At 66.9% G+C, this 19,941-nt stretch carries 17 protein-coding genes; 8 read left to right on the top strand and 9 right to left on the bottom strand.

The genetic code is table 11. The features are described from left to right. The first annotated feature begins 84 nt into the window (after positions 1–84). Positions 85–969, top strand: coding sequence for a glucose-1-phosphate thymidylyltransferase RfbA (gene rfbA, locus C662_RS02555; protein WP_002924609.1), 885 nt, complete (start codon positions 85–87; stop codon positions 967–969). Further along, the gene (gene rfbC, locus C662_RS02550; RefSeq protein ID WP_002924608.1) at positions 969–1,514 is read left to right on the top strand and encodes a dTDP-4-dehydrorhamnose 3,5-epimerase; all 546 of its coding nucleotides are present in this window, start codon (positions 969–971) and stop codon (positions 1,512–1,514) included. The genes rfbA and rfbC overlap by 1 nt, the downstream gene beginning before the upstream one ends. On the opposite strand, the gene C662_RS02545 is transcribed toward rfbC, so the two are convergent. The 4 genes from C662_RS02545 to C662_RS02530 form a co-directional block, all read right to left on the bottom strand. Beyond that, on the bottom strand, positions 1,505–2,548 hold the full coding sequence (locus C662_RS02545) for a hydrolase (RefSeq protein ID WP_002924607.1): 1,044 nt from the start codon (positions 2,546–2,548) through the stop codon (positions 1,505–1,507). The two genes, rfbC and C662_RS02545, sit on opposite strands and share 10 nt — an antisense overlap. Beyond that, a complete protein-coding gene (locus C662_RS02540) occupies positions 2,545–2,973 on the bottom strand; it encodes a YybH family protein (protein ID WP_002924605.1) in 429 nt (142 codons plus the stop codon). The genes C662_RS02545 and C662_RS02540 overlap by 4 nt, the downstream gene beginning before the upstream one ends. Positions 2,974–3,134: 161 nt before the next feature. After that, the gene (locus C662_RS02535; protein ID WP_002924602.1) at positions 3,135–3,335 is read right to left on the bottom strand and encodes a zinc-finger domain-containing protein; all 201 of its coding nucleotides are present in this window, start codon (positions 3,333–3,335) and stop codon (positions 3,135–3,137) included. Positions 3,336–3,358: 23 nt separating this feature from the next. Beyond that, positions 3,359–4,279, bottom strand: a complete 921-nt coding sequence (locus C662_RS02530; RefSeq protein ID WP_002924600.1) for a branched-chain amino acid transaminase — start codon at positions 4,277–4,279, stop codon at positions 3,359–3,361. A gap of 172 nt (positions 4,280–4,451) precedes the next feature. On the opposite strand from C662_RS02530, the gene C662_RS02525 reads away from it, so the two are divergent. The 3 genes from C662_RS02525 (at position 4,452) to mnmA (ending at position 6,749) form a co-directional block, all read left to right on the top strand. Continuing rightward, positions 4,452–4,904 carry an NUDIX hydrolase gene (locus tag C662_RS02525; RefSeq protein WP_002924598.1) on the top strand — a complete coding sequence of 151 codons (453 nt, stop codon included), beginning with the start codon at positions 4,452–4,454 and terminating at the stop codon, positions 4,902–4,904. Positions 4,905–4,987: 83 nt separating this feature from the next. Further along, positions 4,988–5,638 (top strand): hypothetical protein, encoded by a 651-nt coding sequence (locus C662_RS02520; protein ID WP_002924596.1) that lies wholly within the window; start codon positions 4,988–4,990, stop codon positions 5,636–5,638. After that, a complete protein-coding gene (gene mnmA / locus C662_RS02515; RefSeq protein WP_269745240.1) occupies positions 5,628–6,749 on the top strand; it encodes a tRNA 2-thiouridine(34) synthase MnmA in 1,122 nt (373 codons plus the stop codon). The genes C662_RS02520 and mnmA overlap by 11 nt, the downstream gene beginning before the upstream one ends. On the opposite strand, the gene C662_RS02510 is transcribed toward mnmA, so the two are convergent. From C662_RS02510 to glnE, 5 genes are all read right to left on the bottom strand, one after another. Continuing rightward, positions 6,739–7,719, bottom strand: coding sequence for a hypothetical protein (locus tag C662_RS02510; protein ID WP_002924592.1), 981 nt, complete (start codon positions 7,717–7,719; stop codon positions 6,739–6,741). The genes mnmA and C662_RS02510 overlap by 11 nt on opposite strands. A 52-nt stretch (positions 7,720–7,771) precedes the next feature. Beyond that, on the bottom strand, positions 7,772–8,347 hold the full coding sequence (locus tag C662_RS02505) for a DUF2062 domain-containing protein (protein ID WP_002924588.1): 576 nt from the start codon (positions 8,345–8,347) through the stop codon (positions 7,772–7,774). A 187-nt stretch (positions 8,348–8,534) separates the two neighbouring features. Beyond that, entirely contained in the window at positions 8,535–8,987 is a 453-nt protein-coding gene (locus C662_RS02500) for a SixA phosphatase family protein (protein WP_002924585.1), read from the bottom strand. A gap of 106 nt (positions 8,988–9,093) precedes the next feature. After that, on the bottom strand, positions 9,094–10,623 hold the full coding sequence (locus C662_RS02495) for a CYTH and CHAD domain-containing protein (RefSeq protein WP_002924583.1): 1,530 nt from the start codon (positions 10,621–10,623) through the stop codon (positions 9,094–9,096). A 139-nt stretch (positions 10,624–10,762) separates the two neighbouring features. Then, the gene (glnE, locus tag C662_RS02490; RefSeq protein WP_002924575.1) at positions 10,763–13,468 is read right to left on the bottom strand and encodes a bifunctional [glutamate--ammonia ligase]-adenylyl-L-tyrosine phosphorylase/[glutamate--ammonia-ligase] adenylyltransferase; all 2,706 of its coding nucleotides are present in this window, start codon (positions 13,466–13,468) and stop codon (positions 10,763–10,765) included. Positions 13,469–13,595: 127 nt separating this feature from the next. Between glnE and C662_RS02485 the strand changes: the two genes are divergently transcribed. The 3 genes from C662_RS02485 (at position 13,596) to tldD (ending at position 19,939) form a co-directional block, all read left to right on the top strand. Beyond that, complete coding sequence (locus C662_RS02485; protein WP_002924567.1) at positions 13,596–17,516, top strand: YhdP family protein; 3,921 nt, start codon at positions 13,596–13,598, stop codon at positions 17,514–17,516. A 49-nt stretch (positions 17,517–17,565) separates the two neighbouring features. Continuing rightward, positions 17,566–18,417, top strand: coding sequence for a carbon-nitrogen hydrolase family protein (locus C662_RS02480; RefSeq protein WP_002924563.1), 852 nt, complete (start codon positions 17,566–17,568; stop codon positions 18,415–18,417). Between the two features lie 76 nt (positions 18,418–18,493). Further along, the gene (gene tldD / locus C662_RS02475) at positions 18,494–19,939 is read left to right on the top strand and encodes a metalloprotease TldD (protein ID WP_002924560.1); all 1,446 of its coding nucleotides are present in this window, start codon (positions 18,494–18,496) and stop codon (positions 19,937–19,939) included. Positions 19,940–19,941: the final 2 nt, after the last annotated feature.

Genomic DNA, 19,941 nt, shown 5'->3' with positions numbered 1-19,941 from the left:
AAACCGACATTCTATGTCGGCGCGCTGGCGTCTACAATGCTGCAACGCCAGTTTGGCCGCCATCAACAGGACCGTAATCGCGCCATGACTACTCGCAAGGGCATCATTCTCGCCGGGGGCTCCGGCACCCGTCTCCATCCGGCCACGCTTGCCGTCTCCAAGCAGCTGCTTCCGGTCTATGACAAACCTATGGTCTATTACCCGCTCAGCACGCTGATGCTGGCGGGCATTCGCGACATCCTGCTCATCTCCACGCCGCAGGACACGCCGCGCTTCGAGCAGTTGCTGGGTGACGGTAGCCGATGGGGCGTGCAGTTGAGCTACGCCGTGCAGCCCAGTCCCGACGGGCTGGCCCAGGCCTTCCTGATCGGCGAGGACTTTCTCGCGGGCGCGCCCTCGGCGCTGGTGCTGGGCGACAACCTGTTCTACGGTCATGACCTGGCGGCCGAGTTGCGCGCAGCAAGTTGCGCAACTGCGGGTGCAACGGTGTTCGCCTATCCGGTGCAGGATCCCGAGCGCTATGGTGTGGTCGAGTTCGACGCCGCCGGGCGCGCGATCAGCCTGGAGGAGAAGCCGGCGCGGCCCAAGAGCCGTTACGCGGTCACCGGGCTGTACTTCTACGACGAACGCGCGGTCGATATCGCGCGCGGCCTCAAGCCAAGTCCGCGTGGCGAACTCGAGATTACCGATCTCAACCGCGCTTACCTCGAATGGGGCGAGCTCGACGTGCAGGTAATGGGGCGTGGCCACGCCTGGCTGGACACCGGCACGCATGAAAGCCTGCTCGAGGCAGGGATGTTCATCCAGACCATCGAAAAGCGCCAGGGCCTGAAGATCGCATGTCCCGAGGAGATTGCGTGGCGTGCGGGCTGGGTCGATGACGAGCAACTTGGTGCGCTCGCGGCGCCGCTCGCCAAGAGCGGCTACGGCCAGTATCTGCTGCGTCTGCTCGAGGATAAGGTGTTCTGATGAAGGTCAGTCGATGCGCACTTCCCGAGGTCCTGCTGCTCGAACCCCGCGTGTTTGGCGACGAGCGCGGCTTTTTCCTCGAGAGCTACAATGCCCGCCAGTTTGCCGAGCTGACCGGCCTCGACGTCGATTTCGTGCAGGACAACCATTCGCGGTCCGCCCAAGGGGTGCTGCGCGGCTTGCATTACCAGTTGCTACAGCCGCAGGGCAAGCTTGTTCGCGTCGTGCGTGGCCGTGTGTTCGACGTCGCCGTGGACCTGCGCCGCAGTTCGCCGCGCTTCGGCCAGTGGGTCGGCGTCGAGCTGTCCGAGCACAACCATCACCAACTCTGGGTGCCGCCGGGCTTCGGGCACGGCTTTCTGGTGCTCAGCGAGTCCGCTGACTTCCTCTACAAGACCACCGACTACTATGCGCCGCAGCACGAGCGCTGCATTGCCTGGAACGATCCCGACATCGGCATCGAGTGGCCGTTGCCGTCGCCTCCGGTGCTGTCGGACAAGGATGCGCGCGGTTCTTTGCTCGCAGACGCGCAGACCTACGACTGAGCGGGGTGTGGCCCCGCGTGGCGGGTGAGCCAGGTGATGATCCGATGCGCAAGCCAGTCCTGCGTGCCTGGCCAGGGTGGGGCGAGAAAGCCGACGTGGCCGCCGCCGGCGGGCAGCTCCTGGCAAATCGCCGCCGACAGCTCTGCTGGCCGCGGCAGCGCAGGCGCAGGAACGAAGGGGTCGTTGGCCGCGTTCAGGAGCAGTGTCGGCACACGGATCCCGCCCAGCCAGGGGCGTGCCGAGGCGCGTCGCCAGTAGTCGTCGACGCCGGCAAAGCCATGGGCGGGGGCCGTATAGGCGTCATCAAAGGCTTCCAGGGATCGCGCGCCTGCGATCCGTGCAGCGTCGAACGCGCCCGGGTGGGCTGCGCATTTGGCCAGCGCCTTGCGCCTGAGCGTGGCCAGGAAGTGCCTGGCATAGACGCGGTTGAAGCCGCGCCCGAGGGCCTTTCCGGAGATGCTCAGGTCGAGGGGGGCGCAGATCGCTGCACAGGCGGCGACGAGTTCGCAGCTTTCGTGTTCGCGTTCGCCGAGCCACTTCAGCAGGGCATTGCCGCCGAGCGATACGCCGACGGCCAGCATCGGCGCGCTGCCAGCAGCGCGCTTGAGGTGGCGCAGGATCCAGTCGATCTCGGCGCTGTCTCCGGAGTGGTAGGCACGGGCGAGGCGGTTGGGCGCGCCGCCGCAGCCGCGAAAGTGCGGCACCACCGCGCGCCATCCTGCCTGTGCTGCAGCGCCCATCAGCGTGCGTGCGTAGTGCGAGTGGCTCGAGCCCTCAAGTCCGTGGAACAGGACCAGCAACGGCGCCGATGCCGCGGCCGTCGGCCTCGCTGCCCAGTCGAGCTCGATGAAGTCGCCATCGGGTGTGCTTATGCGTTCGCGCCGATAGCGGGGTAGCGGAGCCTTGCATGCCAGCGGCCAGATTGTTTGCAGGTGGCCGCCAGGCAGCCACCACGGGCTGTGGTAGGGGGCGCTTGCGGCAGGGGCGGTGCCGGCCTTGCTTTCGGGGGAGTGTTCGAACGCGGGGGGCGTCAATGTACGACCCGCGGCGAGAGGTCGCCGAAATCGCTCAGGTCGGGCACCGGTGAAGCATGGTGCAGCACCATGTGCCAACCGTCGGCGCCGCGCGTAAACACGTTGGTGACGGCCAGCGTGGCCGAGCGCTGCTCGCGGCTCTCGAGGGCAACCTGTTCGAACACGCAGTGCATCGCCATCGCGGCGCTGGCGGTGATGACCGGCTGGCTGACTTCGATCTGCAGCCGGTTGCCGCCGGCCAGGATCTGGCGCCAGGTCTCGCGGATGGCGGCAAGGCCGACGATGCGCGGGCCGCCGGGATGGACGCAGACGACATCCTCTTCTTCGGACCAGACGGCCATCAAGGCGTCGAGATCGCCCTGGGCGAGGGCCTGGTAGAAGGCGGCCTCGGCTTCGAGCGCAGTGGTGAAGGTAGGTTTGCTCACGGGTACGTTCGGATCGGTTGAGTGATGAGCCCAGCGTTGGCGATCATGCAAAAGGTGGTCAAGGACTCAGCTGCCACGGCGCGCGCGCAATGACGAAGGGGGCCGAAGCCCCCGTCGAATGCAACTCGGCAAACCGGCAGACCACGCCGGACAGCCTGGGTTCAGTGGTGACCCTTGGGGCGCTCGCCGGCAAAGACGTAATGCGCGCTGCAGTACGGGCAAACTGCTTCGCCCGTCTTCAGGATGTCCAGGAAGACGCGCGGGTGACGTGCCCACAGTGGTGCGCCCGGTGGCGGGCAGTGCAGGGGCAGGTCCTTGGCGCTGATCGCGACGGCCTGGGTCTTGTCGGTGTTCTCGACCATGACGTGTTTCCTCTCGCAGGGAATCAGACGTAGGCCAGCCACTGGTCGTATTCGGGCGCGCGGCCGTTGACGACGTCGAAGAAGCGAGCCTGGATCTTCTCGGTGAGCGGGCCGCGCTTGCCTTCGCCGATCTTGCGATCGTCGAGTTCGCGGATGGGCGTGACCTCGGCTGCGGTGCCGGTGAAGAAGGCTTCGTCGGCGAGGTAGATGTCGTCACGGGTGATGCGCTTGGTGGTGACGTCGTAGCCGAACTCGCGGGCGATGGCGTGGATCGAGTCGCGGGTGATGCCGGTCAGCGCGGAGGCGATCTCCGGCTCGTAGATCTTGCCATCCTTGATGATGAAGAGGTTCTCGCCCGCCCCTTCGGCAACGAAGCCCTGGTTGTCGAGCAGCAGCGCCTCGTCATAGCCCATGCGGGTCACTTCGAGGTTGGCGAGGATCGAGTTCGGGTAGGTGGCGGCGACCTTGGCACGCGGCATCGTCGAGTTGACGTGGTGGCGAGTGTAGGACGAGGTCTTCACGCGGATGCCCTTCTCCAGGCCTTCCTCGCCGAGGTAGGCGCCCCAGGGCCAGGCGGCGATGGCGACATGCACGGTCGCGCCCACGGTGGAGATGCCCATCTTCTCCGAGCCATAGTAGGCGATCGGACGCAGGTAGCAGGATTCGAGCTTGTTCGCGCGCACCACCTCCTTCTGGGCCTCCATGAGCTCATCCTTCGAGTACGGGATGTCCATCATGTAGATCTTGCCGGAGTTGATCAGGCGCTGGGTGTGCTCCGCAAGACGGAAGATCGCGGTGCCCTTGACGGTGTTGTAGGCGCGCACGCCCTCGAACACGGCGAGACCGTAGTGCAGGGAATGGGTGAGCACGTGGGTGGTCGCCTCGCGCCACGGAATGAGCTTGCCGTCCTGCCAGATGAAACCGTCGCGGTCAGCCATGGACATGATGAAGATCTCCGCCTCTAAGTGTGTTCGAGAGTAGTCGTGGGGCCCCGATGTAACCGAGCAAGGGCCAAAGCCTGACAATTCTAGCGTAAAGGCGGGTCGCGGCGGGCGGTCGTGGGTGTTGCCCGCCGCACGCGGTAGAATACGCGGCTGCACCGGCGTGGAGCTGAAAGTGAAGGAACGCATCTGGAAACCCAACGTCACTGTTGCCGCGGTGGTCGAGCGCGATGGCCGCTTCCTGCTGGTCGAGGAGGAGACCGATGAAGGTCTGCGGCTGAACCAGCCGGCGGGCCATCTCGAGGAAGGCGAGACCCTGGTCGACGCCGCGGTGCGTGAAACGCTGGAGGAGACGGCGTGGGGCTTTGCCCCCGAATACCTCGTCGGCATTTACCAGTGGACGCGCCCGCAGGGTGATATCACCTACCTGCGGTTCGCGTTCGGTGGCCGGCTGGGGGGCGAGGAGGCGGGGCGGGCGCTGGATCAGGGAATCGTGCGTGCGCTGTGGATGACGGCCGACGAGGTGCGCGCAAGCACGGCGCGTCACCGCAGCCCGCTGATCCTGCAGTGTGTGGAAGACTGGATTGCGGGCCGGCGCTTTCCGCTCGCGCTGCTCAGCGCATCCTGAGCGTGGTGCGACGGATCTCGCTTGCGGGCGGGCTCGGCCGCAGGGGGCTGGCCGGGCTGCTGTGTGCCGGACTGCTGGCGGGGATGGTCCCGGTGGTCGGGGCCGATTCAGCAGGCGTCCGCCATTCCCCGGCCGTGGTCATGGTGTGCCACAACTACGGCTGTGCCAAGCAGGCTGCCGTACGCGTCGACACCAGCACGCTGTGGTGGATAGATGACGTCCTGCAGGCGTCGGCAAATGCCGCCGCCGAGCGGGAGGCGTTGAGCAGGGTACTGGCACAGCTGTATCGGCTGGCGGCGCGGCAGTCGCCGGTCGGCAATGACCGCGCCGGCAACTTTCTGGACGATGGCGTGGAAGGACGCATGGACTGCATCGATCACGCCACCACCAGTACGCGCTGGCTGGCCTTGCTAGAGGCGCGCGGCATGCTGCGCTTTCATCGCGTGCTCGAGCCGGCACGGCGTACGCGCTTCATCCTGCAGCACTTCAGCGCGGTGGTCGAGGTCCTGGCGCAAGAACCGGCCGCGGATGCGCCCGCCCTCGAGCCTGCCATGCTCGCCGCTGCAGAGCATGGCGCAGCGCGCTACGATGTCGCGCCTGAGCACGCACAGGCACCGGCGACTGCCGCCGGAGAACGTTTTGCGATCGACGCATGGTTCGTCGATCACGGCGAGCCGGCGGTGGTCCTGCCGCTCGACGAATGGCTAAAGGGAGGCGGACCGAATGTCCATTAAGGACCCGAACGGGATGAAGGTGGTCGTCGGCATGTCTGGCGGGGTGGATTCGTCGGTGACGGCGCTGTTGCTCAAGCAGCAGGGTTATGACGTTACCGGGCTGTTCATGAAGAACTGGGAGGACGACGACGACTCCGAGTACTGCTCGAGTCGCCAGGATCTCGTCGATGTCGCTTCGGTGTGCGACGTGATCGGCATCGAGCTCGAAGTCGTGAACTTCAGCAAGGAGTACAAGGACCGCGTGTTCGCCGACTTCCTGCGCGAGTACGAGGCGGGCCGCACGCCCAATCCGGACGTGCTGTGCAACTCCGAGATCAAGTTCCGTTGCTTCCTCGATCATGCCATGCAGATGGGCGCGGATCGGATTGCCACTGGGCACTACGCGCAGGTGCGCGAGTGGACGAACGACGGGCGTACCGAGTTCCAGCTGCTCAAGGCCGAGGATGGCACCAAGGACCAGAGCTACTTCCTGTACCGCCTCGGTCAGGCACAACTGGCAAGAACCTTGTTTCCGCTCGGTACGCTCTACAAGCGAGAGGTGCGCCGGATTGCCGAGCAGGCCGGGCTGCATGTGGCGGCGAAGAAGGACTCCACTGGCATCTGCTTCATCGGCGAGCGCCCGTTCCGCGAGTTCCTGATGCGGTATCTGCCTACGCAGCCGGGCGAGATCCGCGCGCTTGACGATGGTCGACTGCTCGGAGAACACCAGGGCCTCATGTACCACACCATTGGCCAGCGCAAGGGGCTGCACATCGGCGGCATCAAGGGTAACCAGGATGAGGCGGGCGAGCACGATGCCTGGTACGTCGCCAGCAAGGACATCAAGGCGAACGTGCTCTACGTGGTGCAGGGGCATGCGCATCCCGCGCTGCTCAGGGAGCGTTTGCTCGCGACCGATCTCAACTGGATCGCCGGCCGCGACCCCCACACGAACTGGGTCTATACCGCCAAACCCCGTTACCGCACGCCCGACCAGCCCTGCGAGATCGACCGCATCGCCGATGGTCGAGCCGAGATCGCCTTTGCCCAGCCGCAATGGGCGCTGACGCCGGGTCAGAGTGTGGTCGTCTACGAGTCGAAGGTCTGTCTGGGCGGCGGTATTATCGTCTGAGCACCGCCGGGGCGGTCGGCCCGCGCTTGCGCGGGCGACTGCCGACCACTGCCAGCGCGGGCCGTGCTGCAGCCTGGGCGAGTGCCGCGTAGGTCTCGCAGCGCTCGATGTACTCACGCGCACTCTTGGGCATCGTCACGCGTGCCCGCGTGATGTCGGTGAGCAGATTGCGTCCTTGCAGGATCAGGCGAAGGCCGTCGGCGGCAAGCTGGTGCTCTGCCGGCGTGGAGGTGGGCGACAGACAGGGGGCAACGGCGCCGAGGCGCTCCGATGCGACCACGAAGTCGGCCCAGACCTCGAAGATGTCCGGATCGGTGCGCAGCGTCTCGCATTTGACCTTCGCGATGCGGGCAAATTCGAGCACCAGGGGGTCTATGCCCTGGAAAAGCGGCGACCCGGCAAAGGTGGCCGCCATGACGGTGGCGATGCGGTCTATTTCGCGCAGGGCCTGCGCGATCTTGATGTAACGGCTTTCGTAGAAAGCCTCCACCGGGATCGAGAACGCGCGGAAAGGCTCGCCCCAGAGCTCGTCGATGCCCTCGTCCCCGCTGCGATGCAGTACCAGGCGTCCAAGGTTCAGCGCTTCCTGCAGGCATAGCCCGCACTCGCGCATGAGCGCGTTGTCGGTGTCGATTTCGATGCCGAGTTCCTGCAACTCGACCAGTTTGGTGAAAATGTCGGTCGCGCGGTTGAACAGGGCGCCGGCGAACATGGCCCCCTTGACGCGTTTGCGCGCGGGCTCGGTCTCGGCTTCGTAGGCGCGGCGGGCGTCGTCCAGGCGTTTGCCGGGGATGTTGATGCCGTGCTCGACGTGATTGAACAGGCGCCGCGTCAGGGCCTGGATGAGCTGCTTCTTGGCTTGCAGGGAATCAGCCGGCGGATCGTAGACCTTCAGCCAGTAGCCGTCGTGGTGGATGCGCCGCACGCCCTCGATAGTGGCGAGGGTGCCGTCGGGGATGGGCTCGTCCATGATCGGGCTGTTCGCTCTGCGGTTGACCGGGCTGGTAAGGATACGCCGCGCTTCAGGCGCTTCCAAGCGGCCTTCTGGCTGCAGATGCCGCGCGCGCCCGGCGTTCGCGATGCAGGCGGCGCCATTTGTTGACGACCTTGAAGCGCCAGAACAGCTGCGCCCCCCAGTAGGCGATGAGCGAGCCGGTGACTGCCATCATGACCATGCCTACCAGTAGCGGCTGGCCGATGCCCGATACCCAGGCCCATGCCTGTGCCAGGGAGTCGATCATGCGGATGGGCGCCTCGACATCCTCGGGCGTCAGGTCGGGCGGCGTACGCGTGCCGATGACGCCTGCGCCGAGGCGGTAGGCAAAATAGTAGATGGGCCCGTAAGTGAGCGGGTTGCTGACCAGCGTGGAGACGGCGGCGATCCAGAGATTGCCGCGCAGGACGAGCGACGCGATGGCCGCCGCAGGAATCTGCGCGATCGGGATCATCAGGCCGAAGAACACCCCCATCGCCACCCCGCGTGCGACTGCACGGCGGTTGATGTGCCACAGCAGCGGATCATGAATACGCGGCCCCAGCCAGCGCAGCATGCGGCTTTGCGTGATGGCTTCGCGAGAGGGCAAAAAGCGTTCGAACATGTTCCGTTCCGGGCCGAAGACGGCATCTTACGCATTGCGCGGCAAAGCACAAGCGTCCGCCCGCAGGCCGCGCAGGCGGCGGCCATGCTCCGGCGTCGTGCGATTCTGAACCCTTCAGACCGCGGGTGCCGTGAGGAATTCACTCCTTGCCGTACTCTTGCGTCGGCTGGCACCGGCGCTGCTGCAGTCAAGCGAAATCGCTCGGGATCACCGCTCTCAGCACGGTCTGGCTTTCGCCCTCGCGGACGCGGTTGGTGAACCACCATAGCGCGCCCTTCTTGATCGTCCAGTCGGCCTCCTGTCCGGCCAGCAACAAAGCGGCAAGGCGGCCCAGAGCCGGTTGGTGGCCGACCACCAGTGCGGCGCCACTCGCGTCCGGCCAGCCCGTGGCAGCGAGCAGGTCGGCGACGTTGCCATCGGGCCCCAGGCTTGGCACGATCTGGAAGCTGTCGGTGAAAGCGGTTGCCGTCTGGCGGGTGCGCACGGTGGGGCTGACGAGGATCTTGAGTTGTTTTGGACGGTGCTCATCCAGCCAGGCAGCGACCTTGCGCGCCTGTTTGTGGCCGCGCGCGGTGAGTTCCCGAGTGTGGTCGGGGCTGCCGTCCACGGCTTCGGCGTGACGCCACAGCAAGAGATCCATGTCTTCCTTCCGGGATGGTGGGGTCGGCATCATTGCGTAGGCATGTTGCAGCGGCGTGACGGCTTGTCATGCCGTTGCGCGCAGCATCGCGCCGGGCAGGTGTCGTTCACCATGGTTTCTTGCCCCACAGCAGGGGCTCGCAGTCCTGCAGCACCCGTCGGCGCAGGCGTGCGTAACGGGATGCGTGCCAGCCCAGTACGAAGGCCGCGCCGCTGGCCGTGGCCGGGGTTTCCTCTGCCCACAGACGCAGGCGCTGATGTGCGGTGTCGACGTCTTGCAGGAAGCCGAGTGTGCTTTGCGCCCGAACCATGCCTTCGAGGTAACGCCCCATCGTCTTGGCCTGGAACAGCGGGCCGAAGAACTCGACCCCATAGCGCAACTGCTTGAATCCGATGCGCAGCGCGTGCAGACGCTCCGGGACAAGGGCCGACGCCGCCTCGAACTGGCGCCGTGCGCGCTTGCGCAGGCGGTCAAGGCGCAGCCGGGCGAAGGTGCGCAGGTCTGCTGCGATGGCAAGGCTGTTGGTGGGCAGGCGCATCAGCGCGGCGCTGAACTCGAGCAGCAGGCGTCCCTGTGTGGCCATGTCGAGGCTGTGGGACGCCTTGCTGCGTGCCTCGTCGCGGGCGCGATGAGCCTTCTCCAGCAAGGCTTCGAGCGCAGCGGCATCGGCCAGACCTTCGGCGCTGACGGCGTCGAGCAGTTCGGTGCAGAACACGTCGAGGTCGCGGGCATCGCTGAAGCGGCTGGCATTGTCGCGCAGGCGTGCGTTCCACTCGCCTACGAAATCCGTGGGCAGCGCCGGCGCGAAAGACTTGAGCAGCGCGCGCAGGCGGCGCTGCGAGACGCGCAGCTGGTGGATGAAGTCAGGGTGGATGCTGTCCGGGTCCGGGTGCGCCAGTGCAGCGGCGGCGTTGGCCTGCCACTGGCGTACGCAGGACTGGGCGAGGCAGCGGAAGGCTTCGACCACGTTCTGTCCGGACCTGATCGGCGAGGGTTCGGAACGCACCACGTCAACCGGGGTGCCGAGGAACAGCCTGTAGCCGCGTTCGGCCTTGGAAATGTCCGAAGGCATGAGGGGAATATCCTGCGCGAGTGTGCACGCCAGCTCGAGCAAGTCCTGGGCGCGCCCCTCCTCGAGCTCGAGTTCCAGTTCGCAGATAGGGGTGCTGCGTTGCTCACCGTCGGCAGTGCTCAGCAGCACATCGCCGGTGTCGATCATGAGCAGGATGCTCAGCCCCGGGCGCGGGGCATAGCGCCGGGTCTCGCGGCGGAAGCGGGTGGTGAATACGGGCACCAGGGCTTCGCCGTGGCGGTGCAGCAGCTTTGCGGCCTCGGGGGCATCGACCGCAGAAAAATCGAATGCCCCGGAATAGGCTTGTTCCCACTCGGGGCGCTGCGACAGGCCGCCACTGGAAACTGCCGCGCACTTCACCGTCTGCAGAAGCTGTCGCCCCTGGCGCCGGATGCGGACCGCCACGCGACGCGATTTGAGGCTTAGTTCGGGGGTGTCGAAATAGGTGTTGTCGAGGGTGACGGCATTGCCCAGCTTGTCGCATTCACTCACCAGCGGGTGGCGGCGAAGGGCTGCGAGTGCCCGTTTGGGCAGCGTCAGCTTGAGTTCGATTTCCTGGTTCATCGAGTGCAGTCCCTTGGCGGGGCGAGAAGTGATATCCGGCCGATTCTAGTCGCCATGACGCGGTGCGTCATGCTTGCTTTCATGACATGAAATATTTCATCTCTCATCTCCATGTGCGGCGTCGGGTCCGGGGGGCGCCTCACTCGTCGAAGATGTGTCGCCACAGCGCCTGCACGGGTTCGCGCGCGGTCTCGGCTTCTTCGGGGTGGATGCGCGAGGGCCGGTCGTTGAGGCGCTGGCGGTGCTGCAGGCGGCGCAATTCACGGTAGCTGTCGGCGCAGGCGGCGGCGAGGGGGGGCGGGATCAGACCGAGTTCGCCGGCGATGCGCAGCAATGCGATGTTGCCGAGGTTGCCGGTGAGTTCGGGGTGGCGGTGGGCGTGGCCGAGCACGAGATACTGGATCAGGAACTCGACGTCGATGAGTCCGCCGCGGTCGTGCTTGAGGTCGAACAGCTCGCTCTTGCCCGAGTGTGCGTCCCGCATCTTGTGGCGCATTCCGAGCACCTCGGCGCGCAGCGTGCCGAGGTCGCGGGGCAAGCGCAGCACCTCGCAGCGGATGCGCTCGAAGGCCTCGCCGAGTGCTCGATCGCCGGCCGAGAAGCGCGCTCGGGTAAGGGCCTGGTGCTCCCACACCCAGGCCGATTCGAGCTGGTACTTGCGGAAGGCCTCCAGCGAGGTCGCGATCATCCCCGACTCGCCGTTCGGGCGCAGGCGCAGGTCGGTGTCGAAGAGCTGGCCGGCGGCGGTCTGGCTCGACAGCCAGGTGTTGGTGCGTTGCGCGAGCCGGGTGTACATCTCCGCCGCCTCGGGGGCTTCGTCGTCGTAGAGGAACACGATGTCGAGGTCCGAGGCGTAGCCAAGCTCCTTGCCGCCGAGCTTGCCGTAGCTGATCACGGCGAAGCGTGGCGTGTCGCGGTGGCGGATCTTGATCCGTCGCCAGCACAGCGGCAGGGTCAGGTCCAGCATGATGTCCGCCAGTTCGGATAGGTGGTCGGCGAGCCTCTCCACCGTGAGCAGGCCGGCGATGTCCTGCGTCAGCAGGCGGAATACCTGGGCGTGGTGCTGTTCGCGCATCACGTCCATCTGGCGCTCCATGTCGGGTTCGAGGGCCTCGAGTTCGCTGCCGAGCGCGGCGCGGAAGGCTTTCCAGTCGGGGGCGGTGTCGAGGTTGCGGGCGTCGAGCATCTCGTCGAGCAGGATCGGGTGCCGGGTCAGGAACTGTGCGCCCCAGCGCGAGGCGCTCATCAGGTCGGCGACACGGCGCAAGGCCTGAGGGTATTGCTGCAGCAACGCCAGATAGGCGCCGCGGCGGCCGATCGCCTCCATGAGGTCGAGGCAGCGCGCCAGCGTGTCGTCGGGGCCCGGTGTGGAGGCTGCGGCTTCGATGACGCGGGGAATGAGCGCATCGAAGCGGCCCTTGATGTTGTTGGGCAGTTGCCGGTAGCGCGGGCTGGCATGGATCGATGCAAGGCGCTCGGCGCCGCTGCGCGGGTGCCGGTAGCCGAGTTCGCCAAGCACCGGGGTGACGGTCTCGATATCCTCGGCGCCCTGCCAGGTTGCGTCCAGGCTGTGGTCTTCGTCCGAGGGGTCGCCGAACACACTGTCGAAGTGCTGGCTGACGATGCGACGGTGTGTGTCGAGCGCCGTCATGAGCTCGGCATGGCTGCCGAAGCCCATGGCCTCGGCGATCAGCTGCTGGTCGGCTGCGCTCTGCGGCAGGTCGTGGGTCTGTGCGTCGTCAAGGTACTGCAGGCGGTGCTCGAGGCGCCGCAGGAAGACGTAGGCGGCGCCGAGTTCCTCTACCGCGGTAGTCGCAAGGATGCCGCGTTCGGCGAGCAGGGCGAGCACCTTCTGCGTCGGGCGGACCTGCAGCGCGCTGTCGCGGCCGCCGCGGATGAGCTGGAAGACCTGGGCGATGAACTCGATCTCGCGGATTCCGCCCGGGCCGAGTTTGACGTTGTGCGCGCGGTCGCGGCGCGCGACTTCGCGGCGGATCTGCGCATGCAGGTCGCGCATGGCGTTGATGGCGCCGAAGTCGAGGTACTTGCGGAACACGAAGGGGCGGGAGAGCTTCTCGAGCTCGGTCCAGCGCTCACCGAGCATGACGCGGGCCTTGATCCAGGCGTAACGCTCCCATTCGCGCCCCTGGGTGATGAAGTAGTTCTCCAGCATGTCGAGGCTGCCCACCAGCGGGCCCGAATCGCCGTTCGGACGCAGACGCATGTCGACGCGGAAAACCTGGCCGTGCTCGGTCACCTCGGCGAGTGCCTTGATCAGCTGCTTGCCGAGGCGCTCGAAGAACTCGAAGTTGCTGATCACCTTGGCACCGCCGGTGTCGCCGTCCTCGGGGTACAGGAAGATGAGGTCGATGTCGGAGGATACGTTGAGCTCCCGCCCTCCCAGCTTGCCCATGCCGATGACGAGCAGTTCCTGCTCCCAGCCGGTGGGCGACAGCGGCTGGCCGTAGCGTTGCACCAGGGCCGCCCGCAACACGTCGTGGGCGTGGCGCACGGCGACCTCGGCGAGCACGGTCATCGTCTCGGTGACCTCGGCAAGGGGGGCGCCCAGGCGCAGGTCGCGGACGATGAGATTGCACATCACCCAGCTGCGCAGTCGGCGCAGCGTCGGTCCGAGCGCGCTTTCGGCGTCGTTGAACGCCGTTTCGCGCTCGGCGATGAAGCGCTGCATGTCCTCGGCCCTGAGTGGCTGGCCCAGGCTTGCCGCCAGTGCGGGTGCGAGCCAGGGCTGGCTGTCGAGCATGCGGCTGAGATAGCGCGAGTACCTGCGCGCCTCGACGACGGCGGTTTCGTATTCGTTCGCGGGGGCGGGTGACGAGGCAAACATGGCGAAGCTCCGCTGCGGGCGCAGTGTTCGTTGGTAAAATGCGCGCTGGGTCGGCCCTGAGGCGAGGGGCGGCAGACACACATTCTATCCATGCCGGCTATCGCCCGGCAGGCCAACACCCCTTTTCATGAGCGATGCCCTGACCCCCGGCAGTTCCGATTTGCCGCCCACGCCGCGTGCCCCGGCTTCCGGCTGGCGCCGCCTCGTCGCGTGGTGTCTCAGGCTGATCATGCTGGCCTGGCTGTTGGGTGCCGGGGCGGTGTTGGTGGTGCGCCATGTGCTGATGCCCGCAGTGGGCGATTTCCGCGACGACATCGCGGCGGCAGTGACGGCCAGCCTCGGAGTCGAGGTGTCGATTGCGGCCGTCGAGGGGCGCTGGGCCGGATGGCGGCCGAGGCTGCTGATCGAGAACCTTCGCATCGCAGATGCCGATGGGCGTCCGGCGTTGGTGCTGCCAAAGGTCGATGCCACCCTGGCATGGTCCTCGCTGTTGCGTTTGCAGCCCCACTTCCATCGCCTCGATATCGCCGCGGCCGAGCTCGATGTGAGGCGCGAGGCCGATGGAACGATCCTGGTCGCCGGCCTGGTGGCGGACACGAGCGGGGGCGAGGAGGGCAGGGGGCTCGAGTGGTTGCTCGCTCAGCGCCAGATCGTCGTCCACGATTCGCGACTGCGCTGGACCGACAAGGTCCGAGGCGCGCCTGTGCTGGAGCTCGATCAGCTCGAGTTCCGCCTTGATCAGCGCGCCTCGCCAGCCCGTTTCGCCCTGCAGGCACGGCCGCAACAGGCGCTCGCCTCGACTCTGGTCGTGCGCGGAGAACTCGACCGGCTCGAGCTGCCTGGGGCGGCGCAGGCCGGTGAGCTCGAGGCGCGCATGTACGTGGAGCTCGAGCGCGCCGACCTCGGTGCATGGACGGCCTGGATCGATTACCCGCTTCCGCTTGCCGGGCATGGAGGGGTGCGGGCCTGGTTCGAGGCCTCGGCCGGTGGTGCGCTCGACATGACCGCAGACGTCGTGCTCGATGGCGTCGTGGCGACACTTGCGCCCGGCCTGCCGGAGCTTGCGGTGAGCCATCTCGACGGCCGCCTGTCACTTCAGCGCAAGCTGGGCCTGCTGCGCTTGAGCGGGCAGCAGCTCGCGCTGCGCACGGTGGCGGGCCTTGCCGTGGCGCCAACCGACTTCGATGTGCAGCTGCGAAAGGCGCCCGATGGCGCGCAAGCTGGCGGCAGCGTGACGGCGAGCCACCTCGATCTCGCCGCACTGGCAGGGCTTGTCGCTTACCTCCCGGTCGATGAGGGCGTGCGTGCGCGCCTCGCGGGGTTGGCTCCCCATGGCCGTGTCGACGATCTCAGCCTGAGCTGGGACGGCGACTCCTCGGCTCCCCAGGCGTGGCGCGTGAGGGCGCGCTTTGCCGAGCTCGGCCTGCTCGCGCGCGATGGCTTGCCGGGCCTGGGCGGGGTGTCGGGCACGATCGACGGCGACCAGCGCGGAGGCCGTTACCGAATCGATGCGCGTACGGCGCACCTGGACCTGCCGGATGTGTTCGAGTCGGGCCGCCTGGCGTTTGACCGCTTGCGCGCCGAGGGGAGCTGGCTGCGTCGCGAGAGAGGGCTTGAAATCGCACTCGATGGTGCGGAGTTCGACAACATCGACGCGGCTGGTACGGCGTCCGGGCGGTACTGGCCGGGCCGCGAGGGGCCGGGCGAGATCGACCTCCAGGCCAGGCTCAGCCGCGCCGAGGGCACGGCGGTGTGGCGCTACCTGCCGCGCGTGGTCAATCGCCACACTCATGACTGGGTGCGCACCGCCATCCGCGCCGCCGTGGTGCCCGAGGCGCGCCTGCGCCTGCGCGGCCGGCTGGCCGACTTCCCCTTCCGGGATGGTGATGGCACCTTCCTGGTCAGCGTTCGGGTGGAAGATGCCCTGCTCGACTATGCACCTGGCTGGCCGTCGATCGAGGGCATTCATGGCGAGGTGCGCTTCGAAGGGCCCGGCATGCGCATCCTTGCCGAGCGCGGGCGTGTCCTCGGCGTCGACTTGGCGGGGGTGGTGGCCGACGTGCCGGACCTGGACCAGCGTCCCACCGAACTCATGACCATTACCGGTCAGGCGCGGGGGGCGACGGCCGATTTCCTGCGCTTCGTGTCCGCCAGCCCGGTGTCGCGGCGCATCGGAGGTTTCACCGACGGCATGCGCGCAGAGGGGAAGGGAGAGCTTGAGCTCAAGCTGGTGATGCCGTTGCGTAGCGTGGTCGATACCACGGTGGAGGGCGAGTACCGCTTTGCGGCCAACCGCATTGCGCTGGTCGAGGGCCTGCCGGCGCTCGAACGCGCGGCCGGGCGTGTGCGCTTCACCGCTGACAGCCTCGCCATTCCCGAGGCGCGCGCGCAGTTGTTCGGGCATCCGCTACGCCTGAGCGCGCGGACCGCCACCGACGGCAGCGTGCGCTTCGAGGCAGCAGGCAAGGCCGACGCAGCGGCGCTCAGGGCCGCCTACGACATTCCCCTGCTCGATGGTCTGTCGGGAACGGCAGCGTGGTCGACCAGCGTCCTGGTCGGCAAGGACGGTACGCGTCTGGAAGTGAGCTCCGATCTGTTGGGGGTAGCTTCCAGCCTGCCGCCGCCGGTGAACAAGCCTGCCAGCGAGAGCTGGCCGCTGAAGCTGGCGGTCAGCTACCCGGCAGGGCAGGCGCACAGTGAGCTCGTGCTCGGGCTCGGCGGGCTGGTGCGTGCCGAGCTCCAGCGTTCCGACGGGCAGTGGACGAGCCTGAGCGGTGGGGTCGCACTGGGCCGTGCGACGGCTGATGCGGTGCCGCGATCGTCCTCCGGGGTGGCGGTCGCGGGCGTGCTCGATGGCCTCGATCTGGATGCATGGCGGCGTGTGCTCGACGCCGGTGACGATGACGGGACCGATGCCGTGGCCGAGCGTGGCGGTGATGGCCTGGCGGCTTTGCCGCTGGCCGCCGTCGCGCTTGCGGCCGATGAGCTTACCGCCTTCGGTCATCGTCTGCGCGCGGTGGACCTGCGTGCAGTGCCCGACCAGGGGGGCTGGACGGCGCGCATCGACAGCGATCTCGCTGCCGGCGAGCTCGACTGGCGCAGTGCGGGCAGTGGTGCGCTGGCAGCGCGGCTGCGCTTCCTGCGCATTGGTGCGGCGGATGCACAGAGTCGTGCCAGTGGCACCGAGGCTGCGGAGGACCGGATCGGGGATACCCCTCCCCGCCGTTTGCCTGCCCTGGATGTGGTGGCTGAGCGCTTCGAGCTGCGTGGGATGGATCTCGGTCGCCTCGAGGTTCTTGCCCGCAACCGTGGCGGTCTATGGGAGCTGGACCGCTTCGCGATCGCCAATGATGATGGGCGGCTGTCCGGGAGCGGGCAGTGGCTGGCTGCAGGGCGCCAGCGCACGCGCATGGAGTTCAGTTTCGATACCGCCGACGTCGGACGCTTCTCGCGTCGTATCGGCTACCCTGACGTCGTACGCGGTGGTCAGGCAGCGCTGAGCGGCGAGCTTGGCTGGCAGGGCGCGCCGACCGCGATCGACTACGCGTCGCTGGCCGGTCGTCTGCAGCTTGAGGCCGGGGCCGGCCAATTCAACAAGCTCGAGCCTGGAGTCGGGCGCTTGCTCGGCATTCTCAGCCTGCAATCCTTGCCGCGGCGCATTACACTCGATTTTCGCGACGTGTTCTCGGAAGGATTCGCCTTCGATCGCATTTCCGGTAGCATCGACGTGACCGCGGGGGTGATGCGCACCGACGACCTCGAGATCCGCGGGCCGGCGGCGCGGGTGCGGATGAGCGGTACGACCGACCTCGTTGCCGAGACCCAGGACTTGCGTGTGATCGTACAGCCGACGCTGTCCGAGTCGATCGCCATCGGTGCGGCGGCGGGCTTGCTCAATCCGGCCGTGGGGGTTGTCACCTATCTCGCCCAGAAGGTGCTCAGCGACCCGATCGAGAAGCTGTTCGCGTTCGAGTATGCCGTTACAGGCAGTTGGGTAGACCCACAGGTTGCCAAGCGTGGCAACGTCGAGTTGCCGCCCGCTCAATGACGTGAATGGGGATCCTGCCAGCCCTGCGACTTGTCCTCGAGTACGCTATATGACCATTACCAAGCCTGCCGAATCTGTCGAAGCCGCCCTGCCTGAGGCGCCCGTCCGCATCGCCGCCGTGCAGACCGTGTCGGGCCCCGATGTCGACGCCAACCTGAAGGCCGTGGATGCGTTGATTGCCGAGGCCGCGGCCGAGGGCGCGTGTCTGGTCGCCCTGCCCGAGTATTTTCCGCTCATCAGCAGCGACGAGATGGCCAAGGTGCGCATCCGTGAAGCCGAGGGTGAGGGGCCGTTGCAGTCCTTTCTGGCCGATGCCGCGCGTCGCCATGGGATCTGGCTGGTCGGCGGCACGGTCCCGCTGCAGGCCGAGGTACAGAACAAGGTACGCAACAGCACCCTGGTGTTCGATGCCCAGGGCCGGCTTGCCGCGCGCTATGACAAGATTCATCTGTTCGGCTTTCAGCGTGCCGAGGAGCGCTACGACGAGGCTGCCACAATCGAGCCGGGCAGCACGCCGTGCTGCTTCGACTCTCCAGCCGGACGCACGGGCTTGTCGGTGTGCTACGACCTGCGCTTCCCCGAGCTTTTTCGTGCCATGGGCGAGCTTGACCTGATCGTCCTGCCTGCCGCCTTCACGTACACGACGGGGAGAGCGCATTGGGAGGTTCTGTTGCGCGCGCGCGCGATCGAGAACCAGTGCTACGTCATGGCGCCGGCCCAGGGCGGTCGCCACCCCAACGGGCGCGTCACCTGGGGGCACAGCATGATCATCGACCCCTGGGGCGAGGTGCTCGCCTGTCGCGAGGTCGGCGAAGGGGTCGTTGTCTCCGAACTGGATCCTGCGCGCATCGCTGCGGTGCGCGACAGCCTGCCTGCGCTGCGTCACCGCCGCCTGGGCTGAGCATGCACTCCTTTAATCCCGAAGATCGTTTTGGTGTGGGGCCGGTCAACGCTGGCGACACCTGCAAGGAATTCCAATGAGCAAGTCCCAGAATCCACTCAAGGTCGCCGACCGTTACCTGCTCTCGCCCTATGGCTTGGGCGAGGCCGAGCTCGAGAAGACCTTCCGCAAGCTGATGCGCCACGATATCGACTTTGCCGACCTGTACTTCCAGTATCAGCGCTCGGAGGCCTGGAGTCTGGAAGAGGGTATCGTCAAGTCGGGCAGTTTCGACATCGAGCAGGGCGTGGGTGTGCGCGCGATCAGCGGCGAGAAGACAGCGTTCGCCTATTCCGACGACATTTCGCTTGATGCCCTGGTCGGCGCTGCCACGGCTACCCGTGCCATCGCCGCCGCAGGCGAGCGGCGCAAGGTGGATATGCGTGCGCACAAGCTCAAGCGCCGCCTTTACCGCGCTGACGACCCGCTCGACTCACTTGACGACACCGCCAAGGTGCGCCTGCTCGAACGCCTCGAGCGCTTTGCTCGTGCGGAAGATCCCCGCGTCACCCAGGTCATGGCCCATGTTGCCGGCTCGTGGGAGGTGGTGATGGTGGCGCGCAGCGATGGCCATATGGCTGCGGACGTTCGGCCGCTGGTGCGGGTGTCGATCACCGTCATCATGGAGGAGGACGGTCGCCGCGAGCAGGGTAGCGGCGGCGGCGGCGGCCGTTACGATTACGGTTACTTCTGCGACGATCGTCTGCACGACTATGCGCGCGCGGCGGTGCATCAGGCCCGCGTCAACCTTGGCGCCGATCCGGCACCGGCCGGCACCATGCCGGTGGTGCTGGGGCCGGGCTGGCCGGGCATCCTGTTGCACGAGGCCATCGGCCACGGTCTGGAGGGGGACTTCAACCGCAAGGGCAGTTCGGCCTTCTCGGGGCGGATCGGCCAGCAGGTGGCGGCGAAAGGCGTTACCGTGGTCGATGACGGCACGCTGCAGGACCGGCGCGGTTCGCTGTCGATCGATGACGAGGGCAACCCGACCGAACGCACGGTGCTCATCGAGGACGGCATTCTTACCGGCTACATGCAGGACATGATGAATGCGCGCCTGATGGGCATGCCGCTAACCGGCAACGGCAGGCGCGAGTCCTTCGCCCATCTGCCCTTGCCGCGCATGACCAACACCTACATGCTCAATGGCGACAAGGACCCCGAAGAGATCATCCGGTCGGTGAAGAAGGGGCTGTATGCCGCAAACTTCGGCGGCGGCCAGGTGGACATCACCTCGGGCAAGTTCGTGTTCTCGACCGCCGAAGCCTACCTGATCGAGAACGGCAAGGTGACGCGCCCGGTCAAGGGGGCGACTCTGATCGGCAACGGTCCGGATGCGCTGACCAAGGTCAAGATGATCGGTAACGACATGATGCTCGACCCGGGCGTCGGCACCTGCGGCAAGGATGGCCAGAGCGTGCCGGTGGGCGTCGGTCAGCCGACGCTGCGGATCGACGGTCTTACCGTGGGCGGCACGGCCTGAAG

Origin of the sequence: Thauera sp. 28 (assembly GCF_000310145.2) — a bacterium.
Classification (GTDB): Bacteria; Pseudomonadota; Gammaproteobacteria; order Burkholderiales; family Rhodocyclaceae; genus Thauera; species Thauera mechernichensis.
Note: the sequence above shows the minus strand (reverse complement) of the source record. Positions and strands in the feature narration are given on the sequence as shown.

Coding starts and splice junctions, on each gene's coding strand:
- mnmA (WP_269745240.1), top strand. CDS start 5,628: ATGTCCATTAAGGACCCGAACGGGATGAAGGTGGTCGTCGGCATGTCT.
- glnE (WP_002924575.1), bottom strand. CDS start 13,468: ATGTTTGCCTCGTCACCCGCCCCCGCGAACGAATACGAAACCGCCGTC.
- C662_RS02485 (WP_002924567.1), top strand. CDS start 13,596: ATGAGCGATGCCCTGACCCCCGGCAGTTCCGATTTGCCGCCCACGCCG.
- C662_RS02500 (WP_002924585.1), bottom strand. CDS start 8,987: ATGGATCTCTTGCTGTGGCGTCACGCCGAAGCCGTGGACGGCAGCCCC.
- C662_RS02520 (WP_002924596.1), top strand. CDS start 4,988: ATGGTCCCGGTGGTCGGGGCCGATTCAGCAGGCGTCCGCCATTCCCCG.
- C662_RS02495 (WP_002924583.1), bottom strand. CDS start 10,623: ATGAACCAGGAAATCGAACTCAAGCTGACGCTGCCCAAACGGGCACTC.
- tldD (WP_002924560.1), top strand. CDS start 18,494: ATGAGCAAGTCCCAGAATCCACTCAAGGTCGCCGACCGTTACCTGCTC.
- rfbC (WP_002924608.1), top strand. CDS start 969: ATGAAGGTCAGTCGATGCGCACTTCCCGAGGTCCTGCTGCTCGAACCC.
- rfbA (WP_002924609.1), top strand. CDS start 85: ATGACTACTCGCAAGGGCATCATTCTCGCCGGGGGCTCCGGCACCCGT.
- C662_RS02510 (WP_002924592.1), bottom strand. CDS start 7,719: ATGGACGAGCCCATCCCCGACGGCACCCTCGCCACTATCGAGGGCGTG.
- C662_RS02505 (WP_002924588.1), bottom strand. CDS start 8,347: ATGTTCGAACGCTTTTTGCCCTCTCGCGAAGCCATCACGCAAAGCCGC.
- C662_RS02535 (WP_002924602.1), bottom strand. CDS start 3,335: ATGGTCGAGAACACCGACAAGACCCAGGCCGTCGCGATCAGCGCCAAG.
- C662_RS02530 (WP_002924600.1), bottom strand. CDS start 4,279: ATGTCCATGGCTGACCGCGACGGTTTCATCTGGCAGGACGGCAAGCTC.
- C662_RS02480 (WP_002924563.1), top strand. CDS start 17,566: ATGACCATTACCAAGCCTGCCGAATCTGTCGAAGCCGCCCTGCCTGAG.